General features: G+C 64.5%; 14 protein-coding genes. 2 read left to right on the top strand and 12 right to left on the bottom strand.

Annotated features, from left to right (window positions below; translation table 11 throughout):
* Both cyoB and cyoA read right to left on the bottom strand, forming a co-directional pair.
* Positions 1 to 2,004 (bottom strand): cytochrome o ubiquinol oxidase subunit I, encoded by a 2,004-nt coding sequence (cyoB, locus tag J2Y63_RS10300; protein ID WP_435266009.1) that lies wholly within the window; start codon positions 2,002 to 2,004, stop codon positions 1 to 3.
* A gap of 88 nt (positions 2,005 to 2,092) precedes the next feature.
* Entirely contained in the window at positions 2,093 to 3,148 is a 1,056-nt protein-coding gene (cyoA, locus tag J2Y63_RS10295; RefSeq protein WP_435266078.1) for a ubiquinol oxidase subunit II, read from the bottom strand.
* A 313-nt stretch (positions 3,149 to 3,461) separates the two neighbouring features.
* Between cyoA and J2Y63_RS10290 the strand changes: the two genes are divergently transcribed.
* Positions 3,462 to 4,787 carry an MFS transporter gene (locus J2Y63_RS10290; protein WP_256116838.1) on the top strand — a complete coding sequence of 442 codons (1,326 nt, stop codon included), beginning with the start codon at positions 3,462 to 3,464 and terminating at the stop codon, positions 4,785 to 4,787.
* Between the two features lie 21 nt (positions 4,788 to 4,808).
* Here the strand turns inward: J2Y63_RS10290 and mnhG are convergent, their stop codons facing one another.
* The 7 genes from mnhG to J2Y63_RS10255 all read right to left on the bottom strand — a co-directional run bounded on the left by mnhG (position 4,809) and on the right by J2Y63_RS10255 (position 11,331).
* Positions 4,809 to 5,207, bottom strand: coding sequence for a monovalent cation/H(+) antiporter subunit G (mnhG, locus tag J2Y63_RS10285; protein WP_435266008.1), 399 nt, complete (start codon positions 5,205 to 5,207; stop codon positions 4,809 to 4,811).
* Positions 5,204 to 5,485 carry a K+/H+ antiporter subunit F gene (locus J2Y63_RS10280; RefSeq protein WP_256116839.1) on the bottom strand — a complete coding sequence of 94 codons (282 nt, stop codon included), beginning with the start codon at positions 5,483 to 5,485 and terminating at the stop codon, positions 5,204 to 5,206. The genes mnhG and J2Y63_RS10280 overlap by 4 nt, the downstream gene beginning before the upstream one ends.
* Complete coding sequence (locus J2Y63_RS10275; RefSeq protein WP_435266007.1) at positions 5,482 to 5,958, bottom strand: Na+/H+ antiporter subunit E; 477 nt, start codon at positions 5,956 to 5,958, stop codon at positions 5,482 to 5,484. Before J2Y63_RS10275 ends, J2Y63_RS10280 begins: the two co-directional genes overlap by 4 nt.
* Position 5,959: 1 nt before the next feature.
* Positions 5,960 to 7,600 (bottom strand): monovalent cation/H+ antiporter subunit D, encoded by a 1,641-nt coding sequence (locus tag J2Y63_RS10270; protein ID WP_435266006.1) that lies wholly within the window; start codon positions 7,598 to 7,600, stop codon positions 5,960 to 5,962.
* Entirely contained in the window at positions 7,597 to 7,935 is a 339-nt protein-coding gene (locus tag J2Y63_RS10265) for a Na+/H+ antiporter subunit C (protein ID WP_435266005.1), read from the bottom strand. Before J2Y63_RS10265 ends, J2Y63_RS10270 begins: the two co-directional genes overlap by 4 nt.
* Positions 7,935 to 10,853, bottom strand: coding sequence for a monovalent cation/H+ antiporter subunit A (locus J2Y63_RS10260; RefSeq protein WP_435266004.1), 2,919 nt, complete (start codon positions 10,851 to 10,853; stop codon positions 7,935 to 7,937). Before J2Y63_RS10260 ends, J2Y63_RS10265 begins: the two co-directional genes overlap by 1 nt.
* A gap of 97 nt (positions 10,854 to 10,950) precedes the next feature.
* Positions 10,951 to 11,331 carry a hypothetical protein gene (locus J2Y63_RS10255; RefSeq protein WP_435266003.1) on the bottom strand — a complete coding sequence of 127 codons (381 nt, stop codon included), beginning with the start codon at positions 11,329 to 11,331 and terminating at the stop codon, positions 10,951 to 10,953.
* A 424-nt stretch (positions 11,332 to 11,755) separates the two neighbouring features.
* Between J2Y63_RS10255 and J2Y63_RS10250 the strand changes: the two genes are divergently transcribed.
* Positions 11,756 to 12,079 carry a DUF2934 domain-containing protein gene (locus J2Y63_RS10250; protein WP_256116845.1) on the top strand — a complete coding sequence of 108 codons (324 nt, stop codon included), beginning with the start codon at positions 11,756 to 11,758 and terminating at the stop codon, positions 12,077 to 12,079.
* 6 nt (positions 12,080 to 12,085) lie between these two features.
* Here J2Y63_RS10250 and J2Y63_RS10245 read toward each other — a convergent pair whose 3' ends face one another.
* Genes J2Y63_RS10245 through J2Y63_RS10235 form a run of 3 tightly spaced genes read right to left on the bottom strand, consistent with a single transcriptional unit; the run spans position 12,086 to position 15,845 of the window.
* Entirely contained in the window at positions 12,086 to 13,132 is a 1,047-nt protein-coding gene (locus J2Y63_RS10245; protein ID WP_435266002.1) for a glutathione synthase, read from the bottom strand.
* An 11-nt stretch (positions 13,133 to 13,143) separates the two neighbouring features.
* Entirely contained in the window at positions 13,144 to 15,036 is a 1,893-nt protein-coding gene (locus J2Y63_RS10240) for a flavohemoglobin expression-modulating QEGLA motif protein (protein ID WP_435266001.1), read from the bottom strand.
* Positions 15,033 to 15,845, bottom strand: coding sequence for an N-formylglutamate amidohydrolase (locus tag J2Y63_RS10235; RefSeq protein WP_435266000.1), 813 nt, complete (start codon positions 15,843 to 15,845; stop codon positions 15,033 to 15,035). Before J2Y63_RS10235 ends, J2Y63_RS10240 begins: the two co-directional genes overlap by 4 nt.
* Positions 15,846 to 15,975 lie beyond the last annotated feature (130 nt).

Genomic DNA, 15,975 nt, shown 5'->3' with positions numbered 1-15,975 from the left:
TCAGGTCCGTTCTTGAAGCAGCTTGGAACGCGCGTCTTCCGTCGCCGCCACCGTTTCGGCGGGGATGAAGAAATCGCGATTGTAGTTGAACGTATGGGCGATCGACACCGCGATGATGCCGATGAAGGACACGGCGACCAGCCACCACATGTACCAGATCATCGCGAAGGCGAGCACGACGCTGATGCCGGCGAGGATGACGCCCGTGCCGGTGTTCTTCGGCATGTGGATCGGCTTGAAGCCTTCGAGCGGACGCTCGTAGCCACGGCTCTTCATGTCGTACCAGCTGTCATGGTCGTGCACGACGGGCGTGAAGGCGAAGTTGTAGTCCGGCGGTGGCGAGGACGTCGACCATTCGAGCGTGCGGCCATCCCACGGATCGCCCGAGATCACGCGCAGCTCGTCGCGCCGGAGGTAGCTCACCACCAGCTGGACGATGAAGGAGCCGATGCCGAGCGCGATCAGGCCGGCGCCGAAGGCGGCGATGATGAACCAGATCTGCAGGGACGGGTCCTCGAACTGGCTGACGCGGCGGGTGACGCCCATCAGGCCGAGCACGTAGAGCGGCATGAAGGCAAAGAAGAAGCCGATCTGCCAGAACCAGAAGGTCATCTTGCCCCAGAACGGATCGAGCTTGTAGCCGAAGGCCTTCGGCCACCAGTAGACGAGGCCCGCCATCAGCCCGAACAGCACGCCGCCGATGATGACGTTGTGGAAGTGGGCGATCAGGAACAGCGAATTGTGCAGCACGAAGTCGGCCGGCGGAATTGCCAGCATCACGCCGGTCATGCCGCCGATGACGAAGGTGATCATGAAGCCGACCGTCCACAGCATTGGCACCTCGTAGCGGATGCGGCCGCGATACATGGTGAAGAGCCAGTTGAACATCTTCGCTCCCGTCGGGATCGAGATGATCATCGTGGTGATGCCGAAGAAGGCGTTGACCGAGGCGCCCGAGCCCATCGTGAAGAAGTGGTGCAGCCACACGATGTAGGAGAGGATCATGATCACGCAGGTGGCGTAGACCATGGAGGCATAGCCGAAGAGGCGCTTGCCGCAGAAGGTGGCGACCACCTCGGAGAAGATGCCGAAGGCCGGCAGCACGAGGATGTAGACCTCCGGATGGCCCCAGATCCAGATGAGGTTGATATACATCATCGGATTGCCGCCGAGGTCGTTGGTGAAGAAGTTCGTGCCAACGTAACGGTCGAGCGACAGCAGGGCGAGCGTCGCGGTCAGGATCGGGAAGGTCGCGACGATCAGGATGTTGGTGCAGAGCGAGGTCCAGGTGAAGACCGGCATCTTCATGAAGGTCATGCCGGGGGCGCGCATCTTCACGATAGTCGCGATCAGGTTGATGCCGGAGAGCGTGGTCCCGACGCCCGCCACCTGCAGGCCCCAGATGTAATAATCCACGCCGACGCCGGGACTGTAGTCCACGCCCGAGAGCGGCGGATAGGCGAGCCAGCCGGTGCGCGCGAATTCCCCGACGAAGAGCGACATCATCACGATGATCGCGCCGCCCGTCGTCATCCAGAAGGAGAAGTTGTTGAGGAAGGGGAAGGAGACGTCGCGGGCACCGATCTGGAGCGGCACGACATAGTTCATGAAGCCGGTGACGAAGGGCATCGCCACGAAGAAGATCATGATCACGCCATGTGCGGTGAAGATCTGGTCGTAGTGATGCGGGTTGAGGTAACCCTCGTTGCCGTTGAAGGCGATCGCCTGCTGGATGCGCATCATGATCGCATCGGCAAAACCGCGCAGAAGCATGACGATCGCCAGGATGATGTACATGATGCCGATCTTCTTGTGATCGACGCTGGTGAACCACTCGTGCCAGAGATAGCCCCAGAGCTTGAACTTCGTGATGAGGCCGAGGAGCGCGATGCCGCCCAGCGCCACGACCGCGAAGGTCACGACGAGGATGGGCTCGTGATAGGGGATCGCCTCCCAGGTAAGCCGTCCGAAGATGAATTGCGTGAGGCTGATGTCACCGAACATGGGTTGTCCAATATCTTTCGAATGCGAGCCCCAGGGCTCGTGAGGTCTCTCGGCGCCCGCCAGAACCGGCGAGCGCGGTGAGGTCCCGTTACATCTTGTGCATGTCGTGGTTCATCGTGGCCGGCTCCTCCTGCCGTTCCTCGACGCCCTCTGCCGGCTCTTCGCTGCGCGCGGGGTTGCCGGTTTCCGGGAAGGTGGCGCCGGGCGTCTCCTCTGCCGCATGGCGATTGTCGTGCTCCAGCTTTGCCCGGTTCTCATGGCTCTCGACGCCGGCGCCGCCCATCATGTCGATATGCATCATGTCTTTCATGCACATCTGGCCGGGGCGTGCGCACATGTTGAGCACGGCCTCGTAGAGCCCGTCCTCGACGGTGGCGTAGTAGCGGACCGGCTCCTTGATGCTCGGCTTTTCGAGCTTCAGGTAGGCGTCGCGGTTGAGCATCGTGCCGTTCTGCTTCACCCGGGCGACCCAGGCGTCGAAGCCAGCCTGGTCGACGCCGTGGAACTTGAAGCGCATGTGCGAAAAACCGTCGCCGCTGTAGTTGGACGACAGGCCTTCATATTCGCCCGGCTTGTTGATGACGGCGTGCAGCCGGGTCTGCATGCCCGGCATGGTGTAGATCATGCCGGCGAGCGCCGGCACGTAGAACGAGTTCATCACCGACGAGGCGGTGAGCTTGAAATTGATCGGCACGTCGACGGGGGCCGCCATTTCGTTGACCGTGGCGATGCCGTAGTCCGGATAGAAGAACAGCCACTTCCAGTCGAGCGCCACGACTTCGACATTGATCGGCTTCACCTGTTCGGTGACCGGCCGCGCCGCATCGATCCGGTCGAGCGGACGATAGGGGTCGAGTTTGTGGGTGCTGACCCAGGTGATTGCGCCGAGCGCGATGATGATGGCAAGCGGCGCCGACCAGATGATGACTTCGAGGCCCGTCGAGTGGTGCCATTCCGGATCGTACTTGGCGGCCGTGTTGGACTGGCGGTAATGCCAGGCGAAATAGAGCGTCAGGCAGATGACGGGAATGATGATGATCAGCATCAAAAAGGTCGAAATGACGATCAGGTCCCGCTGCTGCGCCGCGATATCGCCGGAGGGCGACATGACGACCATGTTGCACCCCGAAAGCGTCGCGAGCATCAGCGTGAATAGGAGCGATCGTCTGGCTAAACTGAATGGCTTCGGCATTTCGGCCTCAACTTGTGTTCTGTCTAGTCGGCAATAGGCGGGTGCGGCCACGCTTGAAAATGAGGTCGTTCGTCGCAGCGCAGCATTCTGTCGCAGTAGGCTAGTGAAGTTGGGGCTTTCTGTCGATGCGCGTTTGTACTAGCCCAATAGAAATGTTTGTTGTCAATTGAGGCCGGCTCGCGGGCTTTCTGCGTCTTGTCCTTGATATCGGGCGCCGATTGGTCAACATTCTAACGACATGACGCAAATCCCCGTGGAGAAGTTCATGAGCTCGGCCAGCAACCCCACATCGTCCGGTCTCGAGCGAGACGCCCGCCGCATGCACGACGACGACAAGCCGCTGTCGCCGGGCAGCGTCGCCATCGGCGTGGTGATCGGCCGAACCTCGGAATTTTTCGACTTCTTCGTCTACGGCCTCGGCTCCATCCTCGTCTTCCCGAAGCTCATCTTCCCCTTCGCGCCCAATCCGGTCGCCGCGACCCTGATGTCCTTCGCGCTGTTCCCGCTGGCCTTTCTCTCGCGCCCTGTGGGCTCCTTCGTCTTTATGTGGATCGACCGCAACTATGGCCGCGGCACCAAGCTGACGGTCGCGCTGGTGATCCTCGGCGGCTCGACCGCGTCGATCGCCTTCCTGCCCGGCTACGAGACGCTCGGATATTGGGCCGTGGCGCTGCTGGCGCTGTTCCGGCTGGGCCAGGGTTTTGCGCTGGGCGGCGCGTGGGATGGCCTCGCCTCGCTGTTGAACCTCAGCGCGCCGCCGAATCGCCGCGGCTGGTATGCGATGATCCCGCAGCTCGGCGCGCCGATCGGCTTTGCGCTGGCGAGCATCCTCTTCGGCTACATGGTCTCCAGCCTTTCCGAGGCCGATTTCCTCGCCTGGGGCTGGCGTTATCCGTTCTTCGTCGCCTTCGCGATCAACGTCGTGGCGCTCTTCGCGCGCCTGCGCATCGTCGCCAGCAAGGAATTCGGCGCGGCGATGGAGGCGCAGGAGTTGCAGGCCCGGCCGATCTTCGAGATGCTCAGCAAACACAGCATGGACGTGGTGCTCGGCGCCTTCGTGCCGCTCGCAAGCTTCGCGATGTTCCACCTCGTCACCATCTTCCCGCTCTCCTGGATCACGCTCTTCGGCGGCCAGTCGGCGGCGCAGTTCCTGTGGGTGCAGGTTGCGGGTGCGGCACTCGGCGCCGTCGGCATCGTGCTGTCCGGCTTCATCGCCGACCGCATCGGCCGGCGCAACGAGCTGATGCTCGGCGCCATCCTGATCGCGATCTTCAGTTTTTCCGCGCCGTTCCTGCTCGATGCCGGCGGAAAGGGCCAGGATGCCTATATCCTGATCGGCTTCTTCATCCTCGGCCTCACCTTCGGCCAGTCCTCCGGCGCCGTCTCCTCGCGCTTCACGCAATATTACCGCTATACCGGTGCTGCCCTCACCTCCGACCTCGCCTGGCTTCTCGGCGCCGGCTTCGCGCCGCTCGTGGCCCTCGGCCTCGCCAGCAGCTTCGGCATCATCTTCATCGGCGGCTACCTGATCTCGGGCGCGATCTGCACGATTGCGGCGCTCACGCTCACGCGCGCGCTGGACCAGCACTGACGGCTTGAGACCCTCCGGCTGCTACTCGGCCGGTGCGGGCTGCTCCGCTTCGTCGGCGGGCTCGACCGGCGCTTCGGCCGGCACCTCCGGATTGCCCTCCGCCCGGTCGCGGTGGAGCGCCGCGCGGGCGAGCAGCATCAGCGTCACCGGCGTGGTGACCGTCACGAAGATGCCGATCAGGATTTCATGCACGACGAGCCGCGTGGAGAGCACGGTGAAGAAGATCATCGAGGCCATGACGATGCCGCCCGTGCCCCAGCTCGTGCCGAGTGTGGGCGCATGGATGCGTTCGTAGAAGGTCGGCAGGCGGGTGAAGCCGATCGTGCCGATCAGCGTGACGCCTGCGCCCACGACGAGGAAGAAGGAGACGGCGAGTGCGGCCCAGGCCGGCAGGTCGCCCGCATGTTCGATCGTGCTCATTCGACCACCTCCCCGCGCATCAGGAATTTGGCGAGCGCTACCGTGGCGACGAAGCCGAGCATGCCGATGACCAGCGACGCCTCGAAATAGATGACCTTGCCGGTGCGGATGCCGAAGACCATCAGCAGCAGCATCGAGTTGACATAGAGCGTATCGAGCGCCAGCACGCGATCCTGCGCGCGTGGCCCCCGCGACATGCGGATCGCCGCGAGCGCCATGGCAAGCGCCAGCATGATTTGCGCGATGGTGACGGACCAGGCGAGGATCATGTGGCTCATTCGAAAATCTCCATCAGCAGCGCTTCGTAGCGCGTCTTGATCAGCACCCGCCATTCCTCCTCGTCGACGAGGTCGAGTACGTGGATCAGCACGGTCCTGTTCAGGGAATTGTATTCGAGCCAGGCCGTGCCCGGCGTGCTCGTCACCACCACGGCGAGCACGGCGAGCGCGGTCGGGTTCTCCAGGTCAAGCGGCACGGTCATGAAGCCGGACTTGTGGCTGCGCTTGCCGCCCGTCAGCAAGATCGAGGCGACGGCGATGTTCGAGCGCAGGATATCGTAGAGCACGATGCCGACGAGTTTCGGTAGCAGATACCATTTGTTCAGGCGCGGCTTAGCGGGCCGGAGCGACGCCATGCCCCAGGAGGCGAGCACGGCGACGATGCAGCCGAGGATGAGCTGGCCGATCGTGAAGCCGTTGAGGGCCAGCCACATGAGGACGAGCGAGGCGCTGAGGAGCGGATAGGGCAGCATGTCAGAGCCCTCCCCCGCCGTCCGGCCCGCTCGCCTCCGCCACGCCGGCGCGGCGCGCGTTGATGACGGCGTCGATATAGGTGGCCGGCTGCTGCAGGTTGCGCACCGTCTCCTCCATATAGGTCATCGCCGGGCCGGCCTTGATCGTCAGCGTCAGCGTCAGCGCGATCAGCAGCATGACCGGCGCCATTTCCATGACGAGCACGCGCGGCACGGTGCCTTCCATCGACGCCCAGAAGGTGCGGATGCCGGCGCGGGTCATCGAGATGAGCGCCGCGAGGCCCGACAGGATGAGCAGGCCGACGATCCACCAGACGGAGGCGGCGATTGGTCCTTCCTGGGCATTCATGCCGATCATGCCGGTGAGCATGGCGAATTTCGCGACGAAGCCGGAGAGCGGCGGCAGGCCGGACAGCAGGATGCCGCAGGCGGCAAAGCAGATGCCGAGCACGGCGATCGTCCCCGGCATGGTAATGCCGACCTCGACCTCCCGCTCCTCCTCGTCCGCATCGCCATAGGCTTCCATGGTGACGGCGAGAACCGAGGCGCCGGCATCCTGCCCGCGTTCCACCAGCTCGATCAGCATGAAGAAGGCGCAGATCGTCATGGTCGAGCTGACCATGTAGAACAGCGCGCCGGCCGTGACCTGCCCGTTGCTGAGGCCGAGCACCGCAAGCAGCGTGCCGGAGGAGACGAGCACCGAATAGCTCGCAAGCCGCCCGAGCGCCTGTGAGGCGAGCACGCCGATCGTGCCGAAGGCGATGGTCGCCATGCCGCCATAGAGCAGCACGTTGAGGCCGAGGCCGGCGGATTCGCCCTGCCCGAAGACCAGCAGCGACAGGCGCAGGATGACGTAGATGCCGACCTTGCTCATTATGGCGAAGATACCGGCGACGGGCGCGGTCGCGGCGCTGTAGGCGCCCGGCAGCCAGAAGTTCAGCGGCCACATCCCGGCCTTGATGAGGAAGACGATGCCAAGGATGCCGGCGCCCGCCTCCAGCAGCATGCGCCGCTCGCCCTCGATCTCGCCGATGCGCACGGCGAGATCCGCCATGTTGAGCGTGCCGGCAGAGCCGTAAATGGCGCTGACGCCGATCAGGAAGCAGAGGGCGGCTGCGAGGTTGACCGCGATATAGTGCATGCCGGCCTTGACGCGCATGGAACCGGAGCCGTGCATCAGCAGGCCGTAGGAAGCGGCGAGCATCACCTCGAAGAAGACGAAGAGGTTGAACAGGTCGCCGGTGAGGAACGCGCCGTTGAGGCCCATCAGCAGGAGCTGGAACAGCGTGTGGAAATGCGCACCGGCCGCATGCCAGCGGGCGAGCGCGAAAACCAGCGCCGGAATGGCGAGGATCGAGGTGAGCACCAGCATCAGCGCCGAGAGGCGGTCGACCACCAGCACGATGCCGAAGGGGGCCGGCCAGTTGCCGAGCAGGTAGACGCCCTCGAAGCCGCCTTCGCCGCTGCCGCTATTTGCCAGCCGGAACAGCGTGATGGCGACGGCGGCGAGTGCCAGGCACGAGACCACGCTGATCATCGCTTTGACCACACGCTCGCGCTCGTCGAAAAACAGGAGGAGCGCGCCGGCGACCAGCGGGATGAGGATCGGCGCGATGATGAGGTGTTGCTGCCAGCCGCTCATTTCGGCTGCTCCCTGCCGTCGACATGGTCGGTGCCGGTGAGGCCGCGTGCGGCGAGCAGCACGACGAGGAAGAGCGCCGTCGTGGCAAAACCGATGACGATGGCGGTCAGCACCAGGGCGTGCGGCACCGGATCGGTGAGCGTCGAGATGTCGACGCCCTCGCCGAGCAGCGGCGCGGCATTGGACTTCACCCCGCCGACCCCGAAGATGAACAAGTTGACGGCATAGGAGAGCAGCGACAGGCCGATGATGACCTGGTAGGTGCGCGGGCGCAGGATGAGCCAGACGCCCGAGCCGGTCATGACGCCGATGCCGATTGCGAGAACGAGTTCCATCAGGCTTCCTCCGCCTTTGTGGCGTCGAGATTGCGGACCCGATGCGTGCGTATGGATTGGTGGGCGAGCGCGATGAGAATGAGTACCGTCGCGCCGACGACGAGCGAGAAGACGCCGAGATCGAACAGCAGCGCGGTCGCCGCCGGCACCTTTCCGATGAACGCCACCTCGATATATTGCGAATGGGATGTCAGGAACGGATAGCCCAGGAACCAGGCGCCGATGCCGGTCGCGGCCGCCAGAAGCAGGCCGAAGCCCATCCAGCGCAGCGGCAGGATGCGCAGCCGGTCCTCCGCCCAGCGCACGCCGCCCGCCAGATATTGCAGCAGGAAGGCGATCGCCATGGTGATGCCGGCGGCAAAACCGCCGCCCGGCAGGTCATGGCCGCGCAGGAAGAGATAGACCGAGAAGGTAATGACGACCGGGAACATCCACTGCATGATGACCGAGGGCACGAGCAGGTAGTCACGCACCGTGTCGCCGGCCGAGCGCTCGGGCCGTTCCGCGTCATAGGCGTTCTGGATGCGCTGCTGCTCCGGCTTCTCGATGCTGTCGGCTGCGGGACGGAAACGACGCAGCAGCGCGAAGACCGTCAGTGCGACGATCGCGAGCACCGCGATCTCGCCCATCGTGTCGAAGCCGCGGAAGTCGACGAGGATGACGTTGACGACATTGCGCCCGCCACCTTCCGTATAGGCCTTTTCGAGGAAGTAGCTGGCGATCGCGTCCGGCACCGGCTGTTTCATGATGGCGTAGGAGAAGATGAACATGCCGAAGCCGCAGGAGATCGCCAGCAGGAAATCGCGGAAACGGCGGCTGCGCGCGGCGAGCGACACGGAGTTGTCGACCTTTTCCGAGCGCTTGGGCAGCCAGCGCAGGCCGAGCAGCAGCAGGACTGTCGTGACGATTTCGACCAAAAGCTGGGTGATGGCGAGGTCGGGCGCCGACAGCCAGACGAAGGTGATGCAGGTGGTGATGCCGGCACCGCCGAGCAGGACGAGGGCTGCAAGCCGGTGATACTTCGCCTGGTAGGCGGCGGCGAGCGCGCAGAAGGCGCCGACGCACCAGACGGCGGCGAAGATCGGGTCGACATCGCCGAATTCCGGCGGCTTTGGCGTGAAGCCGGCGAGATAGAGCGGCACCACGCCGGCAAGCAGGCCGGCGGCCGCGACGAGGCGCAGTTGCGGCTGGAGATTGCGCGTGCCGAGGTGGCTTTCCAGCCAGCGCGCCCATTTCCACGACACCGTCACCAGCACGCGCTCGAAGATGCGCTGGCCGCCGAGATGACGGAACAGCGGCGGCCCGTCATCGCATTTGGCGAGGTAGTCCTTCAGCACAGCGTAGAGCGCCGCACCGCCGATGAGCGCGATCATGCTCATGATCAGCGGCGTGTTGATGCCGTGCCAGACGGCGAGGCTGTAGTCCGGTGTGCGCTCGCCCAGCACGGAGACGACGGCGGAATGCAGGAACGGGCCGATCGACAGGCTCGGGATGATGCCGACGACGAGGCAGGCGAGCACCAGGAACTCGATCGGGAAGCGCATCCAGTGCGGCGGCTCGTGCGGCTTGGGCTTCGGCAGGTCGACGGGCGGCGGGCCGAAGAACACCATGTGGATGAAGCGCAGCGAATAGGCGACGGAGAAGGCGCCGGCCAGCGTCGCGACAAAGGGCAGGATGCGGTCAAGCACGGAATCGGCATGCGTTTCAACGGCTTCCGCGAAAAACATCTCCTTGGAGATGAAGCCGTTAAGGAGTGGCACCCCGGCCATCGCCGCACTCGCCACCATGGCGAGCGTGCCGGTGATCGGCAGGTATTTGAAGAGCCCGCTTAATCGTCGCATGTCGCGCGTGCCGGTCTCGTGGTCGATGATGCCGGCGGCCATGAAGAGCGAGGCCTTGAAGGTGGCGTGGTTGACCATGTGGAAGATCGCCGCCACCGCGGCGAGCGGGCTGCCGAGGCTCAGCAGCGTCGTGATGAGGCCGAGATGGCTGATCGTGGAATAGGCGAGCAGGCCCTTCAGATCCTGCTGGAACATCGCGAAATAGGCGCCGAGGATCAGCGTGCTGATGCCGGCAATGCCGAGCAGCATGAACCATTCATACGTGCCCGACAGCGGCGGCCAGAAGCGCACCAGAAGGAAGACGCCGGCCTTCACCATGGTCGCGGAATGCAGGTAGGCCGAGACCGGCGTCGGTGCGGCCATGGCATTTGGCAGCCAGAAATGAAAGGGTACCTGCGCGCTCTTGGTCAGGGCGCCGATGAGGATCAGCACCAGCGCCGTCAGGTAGAGTGGATGCGCCTTGATCTTGTCGCCGGCCGCCAGCACCACATCGAGGTCGTAGCTGCCGGCGATGTGGCCGAGCACGATGAGGCCGGCGAGCAGGCAGAAGCCGCCGATGCCGGTGATCGTCAGCGCCATGCGCGCGCCGTCACGCGCGGCGGCATTGTGATGCCAGTAGCTGATCAGGAGGAAGGAGAAGATGCTGGTGAGCTCCCAGAACACCGAGAGCAGGATGATGTTGCCCGACAGAACGATGCCGAGCATCGAGCCCATGAAGGCGAGCAGGAACGAGAAGAAGCGCGGGACCGGGTCCTCTTCCGACATGTAATACCGCGCATAAAGCACGACGAGGCAGCCGATGCCGGTGACGAGCATGGCGAAGAGCCAGGCGAAACCGTCCATGCGCAGCGTGACGTTCAGGCCGAGCTGCGGCAGCCATTGCAGATCGACGCGGACCTTGCCGCCGTCGCGTACCGCGGGGTAGAGCACGGCCGTCATGACGAAGCCGGCGAAGGCGACGACGCCCGCCATGCGCGCCGCGAGCACCCGCGAATCCGTCCGCAGCAGAATGGTCGCGGCGAGGCTTCCCGCGAAGGGAAGGCAGACCAGCAGGACCAGAATCATTTCACCTGTCATCGTTTAAATCGATCGCTTTACGTCAGAGCTTCTTACGCCGGCATGCCGGCGACATCGGGAAGACCGCGCGCGATCGACGGGACGATCGAAGCGGTCGTCAGGCGAAATGGAACGGAGGGGCACGGGCCCCGCGCGTTTCGATGCGACCGCTGCCGCAGCGGCACTGCGGAACGATGGCGACAGCGACGTCCGCGTCCGCCAGGTGCAAAACGCCTTGCGCCGGCGGACAGCCGATGCCGTCGCCGCCGTCAAGCGGCGTGACCTTGCCGGCGACGGGGCGCTTGCGGCACTCCAGGTCGGCAAGTGCAGATGGATGACCAAAAGTCTTCTGCGTGCCGTAACGAAGCAGTTTCGAGCTGGCGCTGACGGCAGAAGGTGCGGACAGCGTGGATATCAACAGCAAAAGACAGGTGAACGTGGCGCAGAAAAGGCGGAAAGCCCGACGAACCGGTCGATGCTGTTGCCCTGTTGCTGCCAAACGCCCTGCCTCTCGATTTCGTCGTCCGCGTTGAATATTCTCTCATCCGGACAATACGTTGGCGGGATCGACACTGTCCACCCGCCAGCATGAAACTTTTCCAAAATTACGCCGATTTGCCGCAACCCGGGGCATGATTTTCCTTACCATGCGGGCTGAAGGCCAGGATGCCGCGGCCGGCTCGGCTTGATGCCCTGTCGCTTTCGGCGCATTCTAGCCTTGCGAATCGCATGAAGCAGACCTGCTCCAAGAAGGGCCTTACCCCGGAGCGTATGGTGCGCCGAATATCTGGACCTGCCGGTCGAACGCTCCCGGCCCTCCAGCGAGTTCCGTGTCCCGGTCCTGCCTGCACATCCTGCGCGGCACATCGGCGGCATGGCGTCAGTCAACCCTTGAACGGGCAACTCTTGAACGGGGATTAGCGATGTCGGATGTGCGTTTGGAATGGATCAGCAAGCGAGCCTATGCGATCTGGGAAGAGGCCGGCCGGCCGCATGGCCAGGACGCCGAACATTGGGAACAGGCCGCGCGCGAGCGCGACGAGTTCGAGCGCGTGGCGCTTGCCGAGGATCCCAAGCCGGCCAGTGCGAAAAAGCCGCTGATCGAGATCTCCAAGAAGGCGCAGACGAAGAAATCCGAGGCCAAGCCGAAGAAGAAGGCGGATGCCGGCGCCGAAAAGCCGGTCGCCGCCAAGGCCGTCGCAAAAGCGAAATCGGCCAAGGGCGCGGCGAACAGCAAGCCGATCTGAGCGGTTTCAGAGGGTCGCCAGCGTCCGGTTGGTGATCGCGCCCGCATAGGCGTCGCGCTGCGCGACCTTCTGCTCCAGCGCGGCAATGATGCTGTCGGCAAAATCGATGTCGTAGAGATCGAACATCACGTTGAGGCCGCCCGGCGTGAAGACGTTGATCTCCAGAATCTTGTCGCCGACGATATCGAGGCCGACGAGGAACATGCCGTCCTCGACGAGTTTCGGCCGAACCATGTCCGCAATCGCAAGGATTTCCGGCGTGATTTCGACGGAGACCGCCGTGCCGGCCGCGTGGATGTTCGACCGCACCTCGCCCTTCGCTGGCACCCGGCGGATCGCGGCATATTTCCCGTCGCGCTCCAATGGCCGGCCGTTCATCAGGAAGAGCCGGATGTCGCCTTCGGTCGCAGCCGGCAGGTAGTTCTGCGCGATGAGGTAGCCCTCGCCGCTGACGGCCTCGAAGATCTGGTTGAGGTTCGCCTCGTCGGGCGAGCCGATCTTGAAGACGTTTTTGCCGCCGGAGCCCTGCAGCGGCTTCATGATGACGCCCTCCTTGTGGCCGTCGATGAAGGCGCGGATTTCGTCGATGCTCTTGGAAATCAGCGTTTCTGGCCGCACGGCGCGCGGAAAACCCTGGAAATAGAGCTTGTTCTGCGCCAGCGATAGGCCATCCGGATCGTTGACGACGATGGTGCCGCGCGCCGCCGCAAGCCGGCCGAACATTGCGCCGACATGGGCCGCCCAGGGCCGGTCGTCGGCATCGAGCGACGGGTCGTTGCGCAGGAACAGCACGTCGACATCGCTCGTGTCCATCGTCTCGATGGCCGCGTCCTCGCCCTGAAGGGCCGCGTGAAAACTCTCCGCCTTCTTGTAGCGTTTTCCCGGCAGCACGCGGCCGCGCACCGACAGGCTGTCATCCGCCCTGAGCACGAAATCGCCCGGCGTCACGTAGCAGATCTCATGCCCGCGCCCGAGCGCGGCCATGGCAAGGCCGGTTGTGGTATAGGTCGGGGTTTCCCCCTCGATGGAATTGACGAAAAAGGCGATACGCATGGTTGCTCTCCTCAAGCTTCGAGCATTGTCAGGGGTGTCAGTCCGGCACGGGCGCGCTCCAGCCTTGCGCGCCCGCGATCGGTTTCGAGACAGAGTGGCCGCAGGATCGGCGCCTTCAGCAGGCCGCGGGCGCCGAGTTCCTCCATCACGCTGAAATGGCCTGCCGAAATCTTGCCCATCCAGAACGGATCGAGCGCGCCGCCGCCCTTCAGGTGGCTCAGCAGCGAGAGCAGGCCGCGCAGATAGATTGCGTCCTTGGCGAGCCCCCCGCCGCGGAAGACGCGCAGCAGCAATCCGAAGGCGGTCTCGGCGTCGAAATCGTAATTTTGCGTCAGCGTGCGAAAGCTCTCGACGAAGGAGGCGCCGGCGAGCATCAGGTCGCAGCCGACGACGCGGGCGGCAAGCAGCCGCAGGCGCTCCGGCGTGAAGCCGCCGGCGAGGAATTCGGCGAAGACCGCCAGCCCCTCCTGCATGCCCTCGTAGCCCGAAAGGCCGGTGCGGAAGACGCGCAGGCCCTGCGCCGAGCCGTTGAAATAGGTGAGAAGATGCACGCCGACCTCGTGGCTCAACAGCGCATCGACGCGGTGGCGCATCATGCGCGTGCGCCGTGAAATCAGCAGGCGGCGGCCGGACACGAGCAGGCCGGCCGGCACGTCGTCGCGCAGCTCGATCGCCGCGTCGAAACCGTCATAATGCTGGTGATAGTGCATCATCATGGAGCGCGCCTTGCGCTCGACATAGAAGCAATCCACCACCTCGTCGTCATTGGCGAGCGCCGGCATGCGCTTGGCATGCCCCGTGCCGTCGAAAACCTCGGCGGCGGCCTTACGCAGCGATGGTTCGACGGGGCCGTAGAGCGCGCGGCCGAATTCGACGAAACGCGCCTTCTCCCGCTCGCCGATCAGCGTCAGTTGCAGGTCAAGCTCCTGCTGCTTTTCCCGGTAAATCTGGTGCAGTACGGGGTCTTCGAGCCGGTCGAGCGAAATGGAATAGAGGCGGCGCTTCTGCCCCTCCACCAGGAGGGGCAGCGGACGGTAGAGGAAACGCGGCGGCCGGTCGTAGTGGTTCGCCTTGAATTCCTGCCAGGCGGCGTTTGCGTTGATCGGCGTTACGGCAAGCAGGAAATCGAAGCTGGAGGCGACCTCGTCCATGCCGCGATCTGCCCGCTCGACCGCATCGATGAAGGCCTTGCGGCCGAAGGCCCGGTAGGTGGCGGGTTTCGGAAAACCGTCCGCCTCCAGAAAGGCCGCGAAGGCGCGCAGGCCGGCATCGAGGAAATTGTCCACCAACCGCTCGCGCAGGTCCGGATAGGTGGCATCGGATCCCGTGACGCGGTAGATCGGCGCGAAGCGCAGCGTCAGAAGCGGCAGCTTGAGTTTCAGAAGCTCCGGCCGGGCGCAGGGATCGTCCTCCGCCGCGCAAAGCTCGACATGCGGCGTGCGGAAGCGGGCCTCGAACGCCTCTACCGCCGTCTCAAAGGCGTCCATCGCCCGCCTGGCCGCAGGCTGGCGCGTCGCCGACAGCATGACCTCGAAGGGCTGGAGGAACGGGGCATCGTCGGACAGCAGCCGGTCGCGCTGCAACTCGTCCACGTCGAGCAGCACGAAGGTGCCGAATTTCTTGCGTAGCGCCGCGGCAATCGGCGCAATGAGTTCTACAGCATCCTCAATGCGCGGCGTGACGAGGTAGGAGGCGTTCGCGGCGGCGACCTCGCGTGCCACGACATGGGTGTCCGGCTCGCCGACATGCAGGCAGAGGAACGGCAGCGGCCGGTCGATATGCAGGCGGCCGCCTTCGAGGTCGCGGCGCACCGGCTTGCCGGCTTCGAGCGCTTCGATCACGTCGTCTACCAGCGTTTTTTCCTGCTTCTGGCGCGGCTTGCGCGCCGCCTTCGCTGGGCTCATGCGACCTCCCGCAGCGCCCGTTCGAGCACCGGCGCCGCCCCCGCGACGAGCGCCTGAAGGGATGCGAGCGCCTGCCAGTCCGGCGCGCCCGTCCACTCGTCCATGAAGACCTTCTTGAATTCGACGGCGATGGCGCAGCCGTTTTGTGGGAAACGCTCGTGGATGAAGCGCGTCTGCTCGCCGCGCCCCTCGAAGGCGATGTTCTCGCGCACGTCCAGCCGGCGGCCGAGAAAATCGAAATCGGCGGCGAAGTTCATGAAGGCATCGACCACCGGCGCCCATCGGGACCGATCCATCGAGGAGGTGCCGATGTTGATTTCCGGCGCATCGCTCGCTTCGGTCGGCGGGGCCGAAGGGCCGGCGCGGCGGTGGTTGTAGCTGTGCATGTCCAGCACGACGAAGCGGCCGTGCTGCGCCTCAACGCCGCGAAGATAGTTTTCCAGCATGCCGTAATAGGCATCGTGCACGGCGAGGCTTTCGGCAAGCTCGGCGTCCGAGGGTGGTGCGCGCCAGACCTTCAGGCCCCACGCCTGTTCCGGCCGCAGGTAGATGGCGCCGTCGCGGGCGCGGTTGAGGTCGATTTCGAAGCGGGAGCGGTGGAAGATGATGCGATTGGCCAGGCCGCGAATGGTTTCGGCCGTGAACGGGTCTTCCTCGCGCAACCGCTCGTCGTCGTCCAGCGCCATGTTCAAGAGGAGGTTCTGGCGCACGGCGTGGCCATTGTGGATGGCGGTGCCGACGATCGGCGAGGCGCCGCGCTGCGTCGTCCACCAGGCATGCTCGTCTCCACGGTCGATATCGTCCAACATTCGCCTCGCCCTGCCCTGTTTCCGTCCGCAAGGAATGCCCGAGGAAGATGTTCGTTCCACCCGTTGCGGTACGATGGCCCCTTGGAGGCGGGCGCAAAGCACTCTATCTGAACGGCGACGCGTTTTTTTG

This window comes from Shinella sp. BE166 (genome assembly GCF_051201095.1).
GTDB classification, from domain to species: Bacteria; Pseudomonadota; Alphaproteobacteria; order Rhizobiales; family Rhizobiaceae; genus Shinella; species Shinella lacus.
This window is presented reverse-complemented; position numbering and strand designations above follow the sequence as displayed.

What these genes read in the sequence shown, in the direction of transcription:
- cyoB (WP_435266009.1), bottom strand. Translation starts at nt 2,004, where the DNA reads ATGTTCGGTGACATCAGCCTCACGCAATTCATCTTCGGACGGCTTACC.
- J2Y63_RS10245 (WP_435266002.1), bottom strand. Translation starts at nt 13,132, where the DNA reads ATGCGTATCGCCTTTTTCGTCAATTCCATCGAGGGGGAAACCCCGACC.
- cyoA (WP_435266078.1), bottom strand. Translation starts at nt 3,148, where the DNA reads ATGCTCGCGACGCTTTCGGGGTGCAACATGGTCGTCATGTCGCCCTCC.
- J2Y63_RS10275 (WP_435266007.1), bottom strand. Translation starts at nt 5,958, where the DNA reads ATGCTGCCCTATCCGCTCCTCAGCGCCTCGCTCGTCCTCATGTGGCTG.
- J2Y63_RS10290 (WP_256116838.1), top strand. Translation starts at nt 3,462, where the DNA reads ATGAGCTCGGCCAGCAACCCCACATCGTCCGGTCTCGAGCGAGACGCC.
- mnhG (WP_435266008.1), bottom strand. Translation starts at nt 5,207, where the DNA reads ATGAGCACGATCGAACATGCGGGCGACCTGCCGGCCTGGGCCGCACTC.
- J2Y63_RS10240 (WP_435266001.1), bottom strand. Translation starts at nt 15,036, where the DNA reads ATGAGCCCAGCGAAGGCGGCGCGCAAGCCGCGCCAGAAGCAGGAAAAA.
- J2Y63_RS10270 (WP_435266006.1), bottom strand. Translation starts at nt 7,600, where the DNA reads ATGAGCGGCTGGCAGCAACACCTCATCATCGCGCCGATCCTCATCCCG.
- J2Y63_RS10260 (WP_435266004.1), bottom strand. Translation starts at nt 10,853, where the DNA reads ATGACAGGTGAAATGATTCTGGTCCTGCTGGTCTGCCTTCCCTTCGCG.
- J2Y63_RS10235 (WP_435266000.1), bottom strand. Translation starts at nt 15,845, where the DNA reads ATGTTGGACGATATCGACCGTGGAGACGAGCATGCCTGGTGGACGACG.
- J2Y63_RS10250 (WP_256116845.1), top strand. Translation starts at nt 11,756, where the DNA reads ATGTCGGATGTGCGTTTGGAATGGATCAGCAAGCGAGCCTATGCGATC.
- J2Y63_RS10265 (WP_435266005.1), bottom strand. Translation starts at nt 7,935, where the DNA reads ATGGAACTCGTTCTCGCAATCGGCATCGGCGTCATGACCGGCTCGGGC.
- J2Y63_RS10280 (WP_256116839.1), bottom strand. Translation starts at nt 5,485, where the DNA reads ATGAGCCACATGATCCTCGCCTGGTCCGTCACCATCGCGCAAATCATG.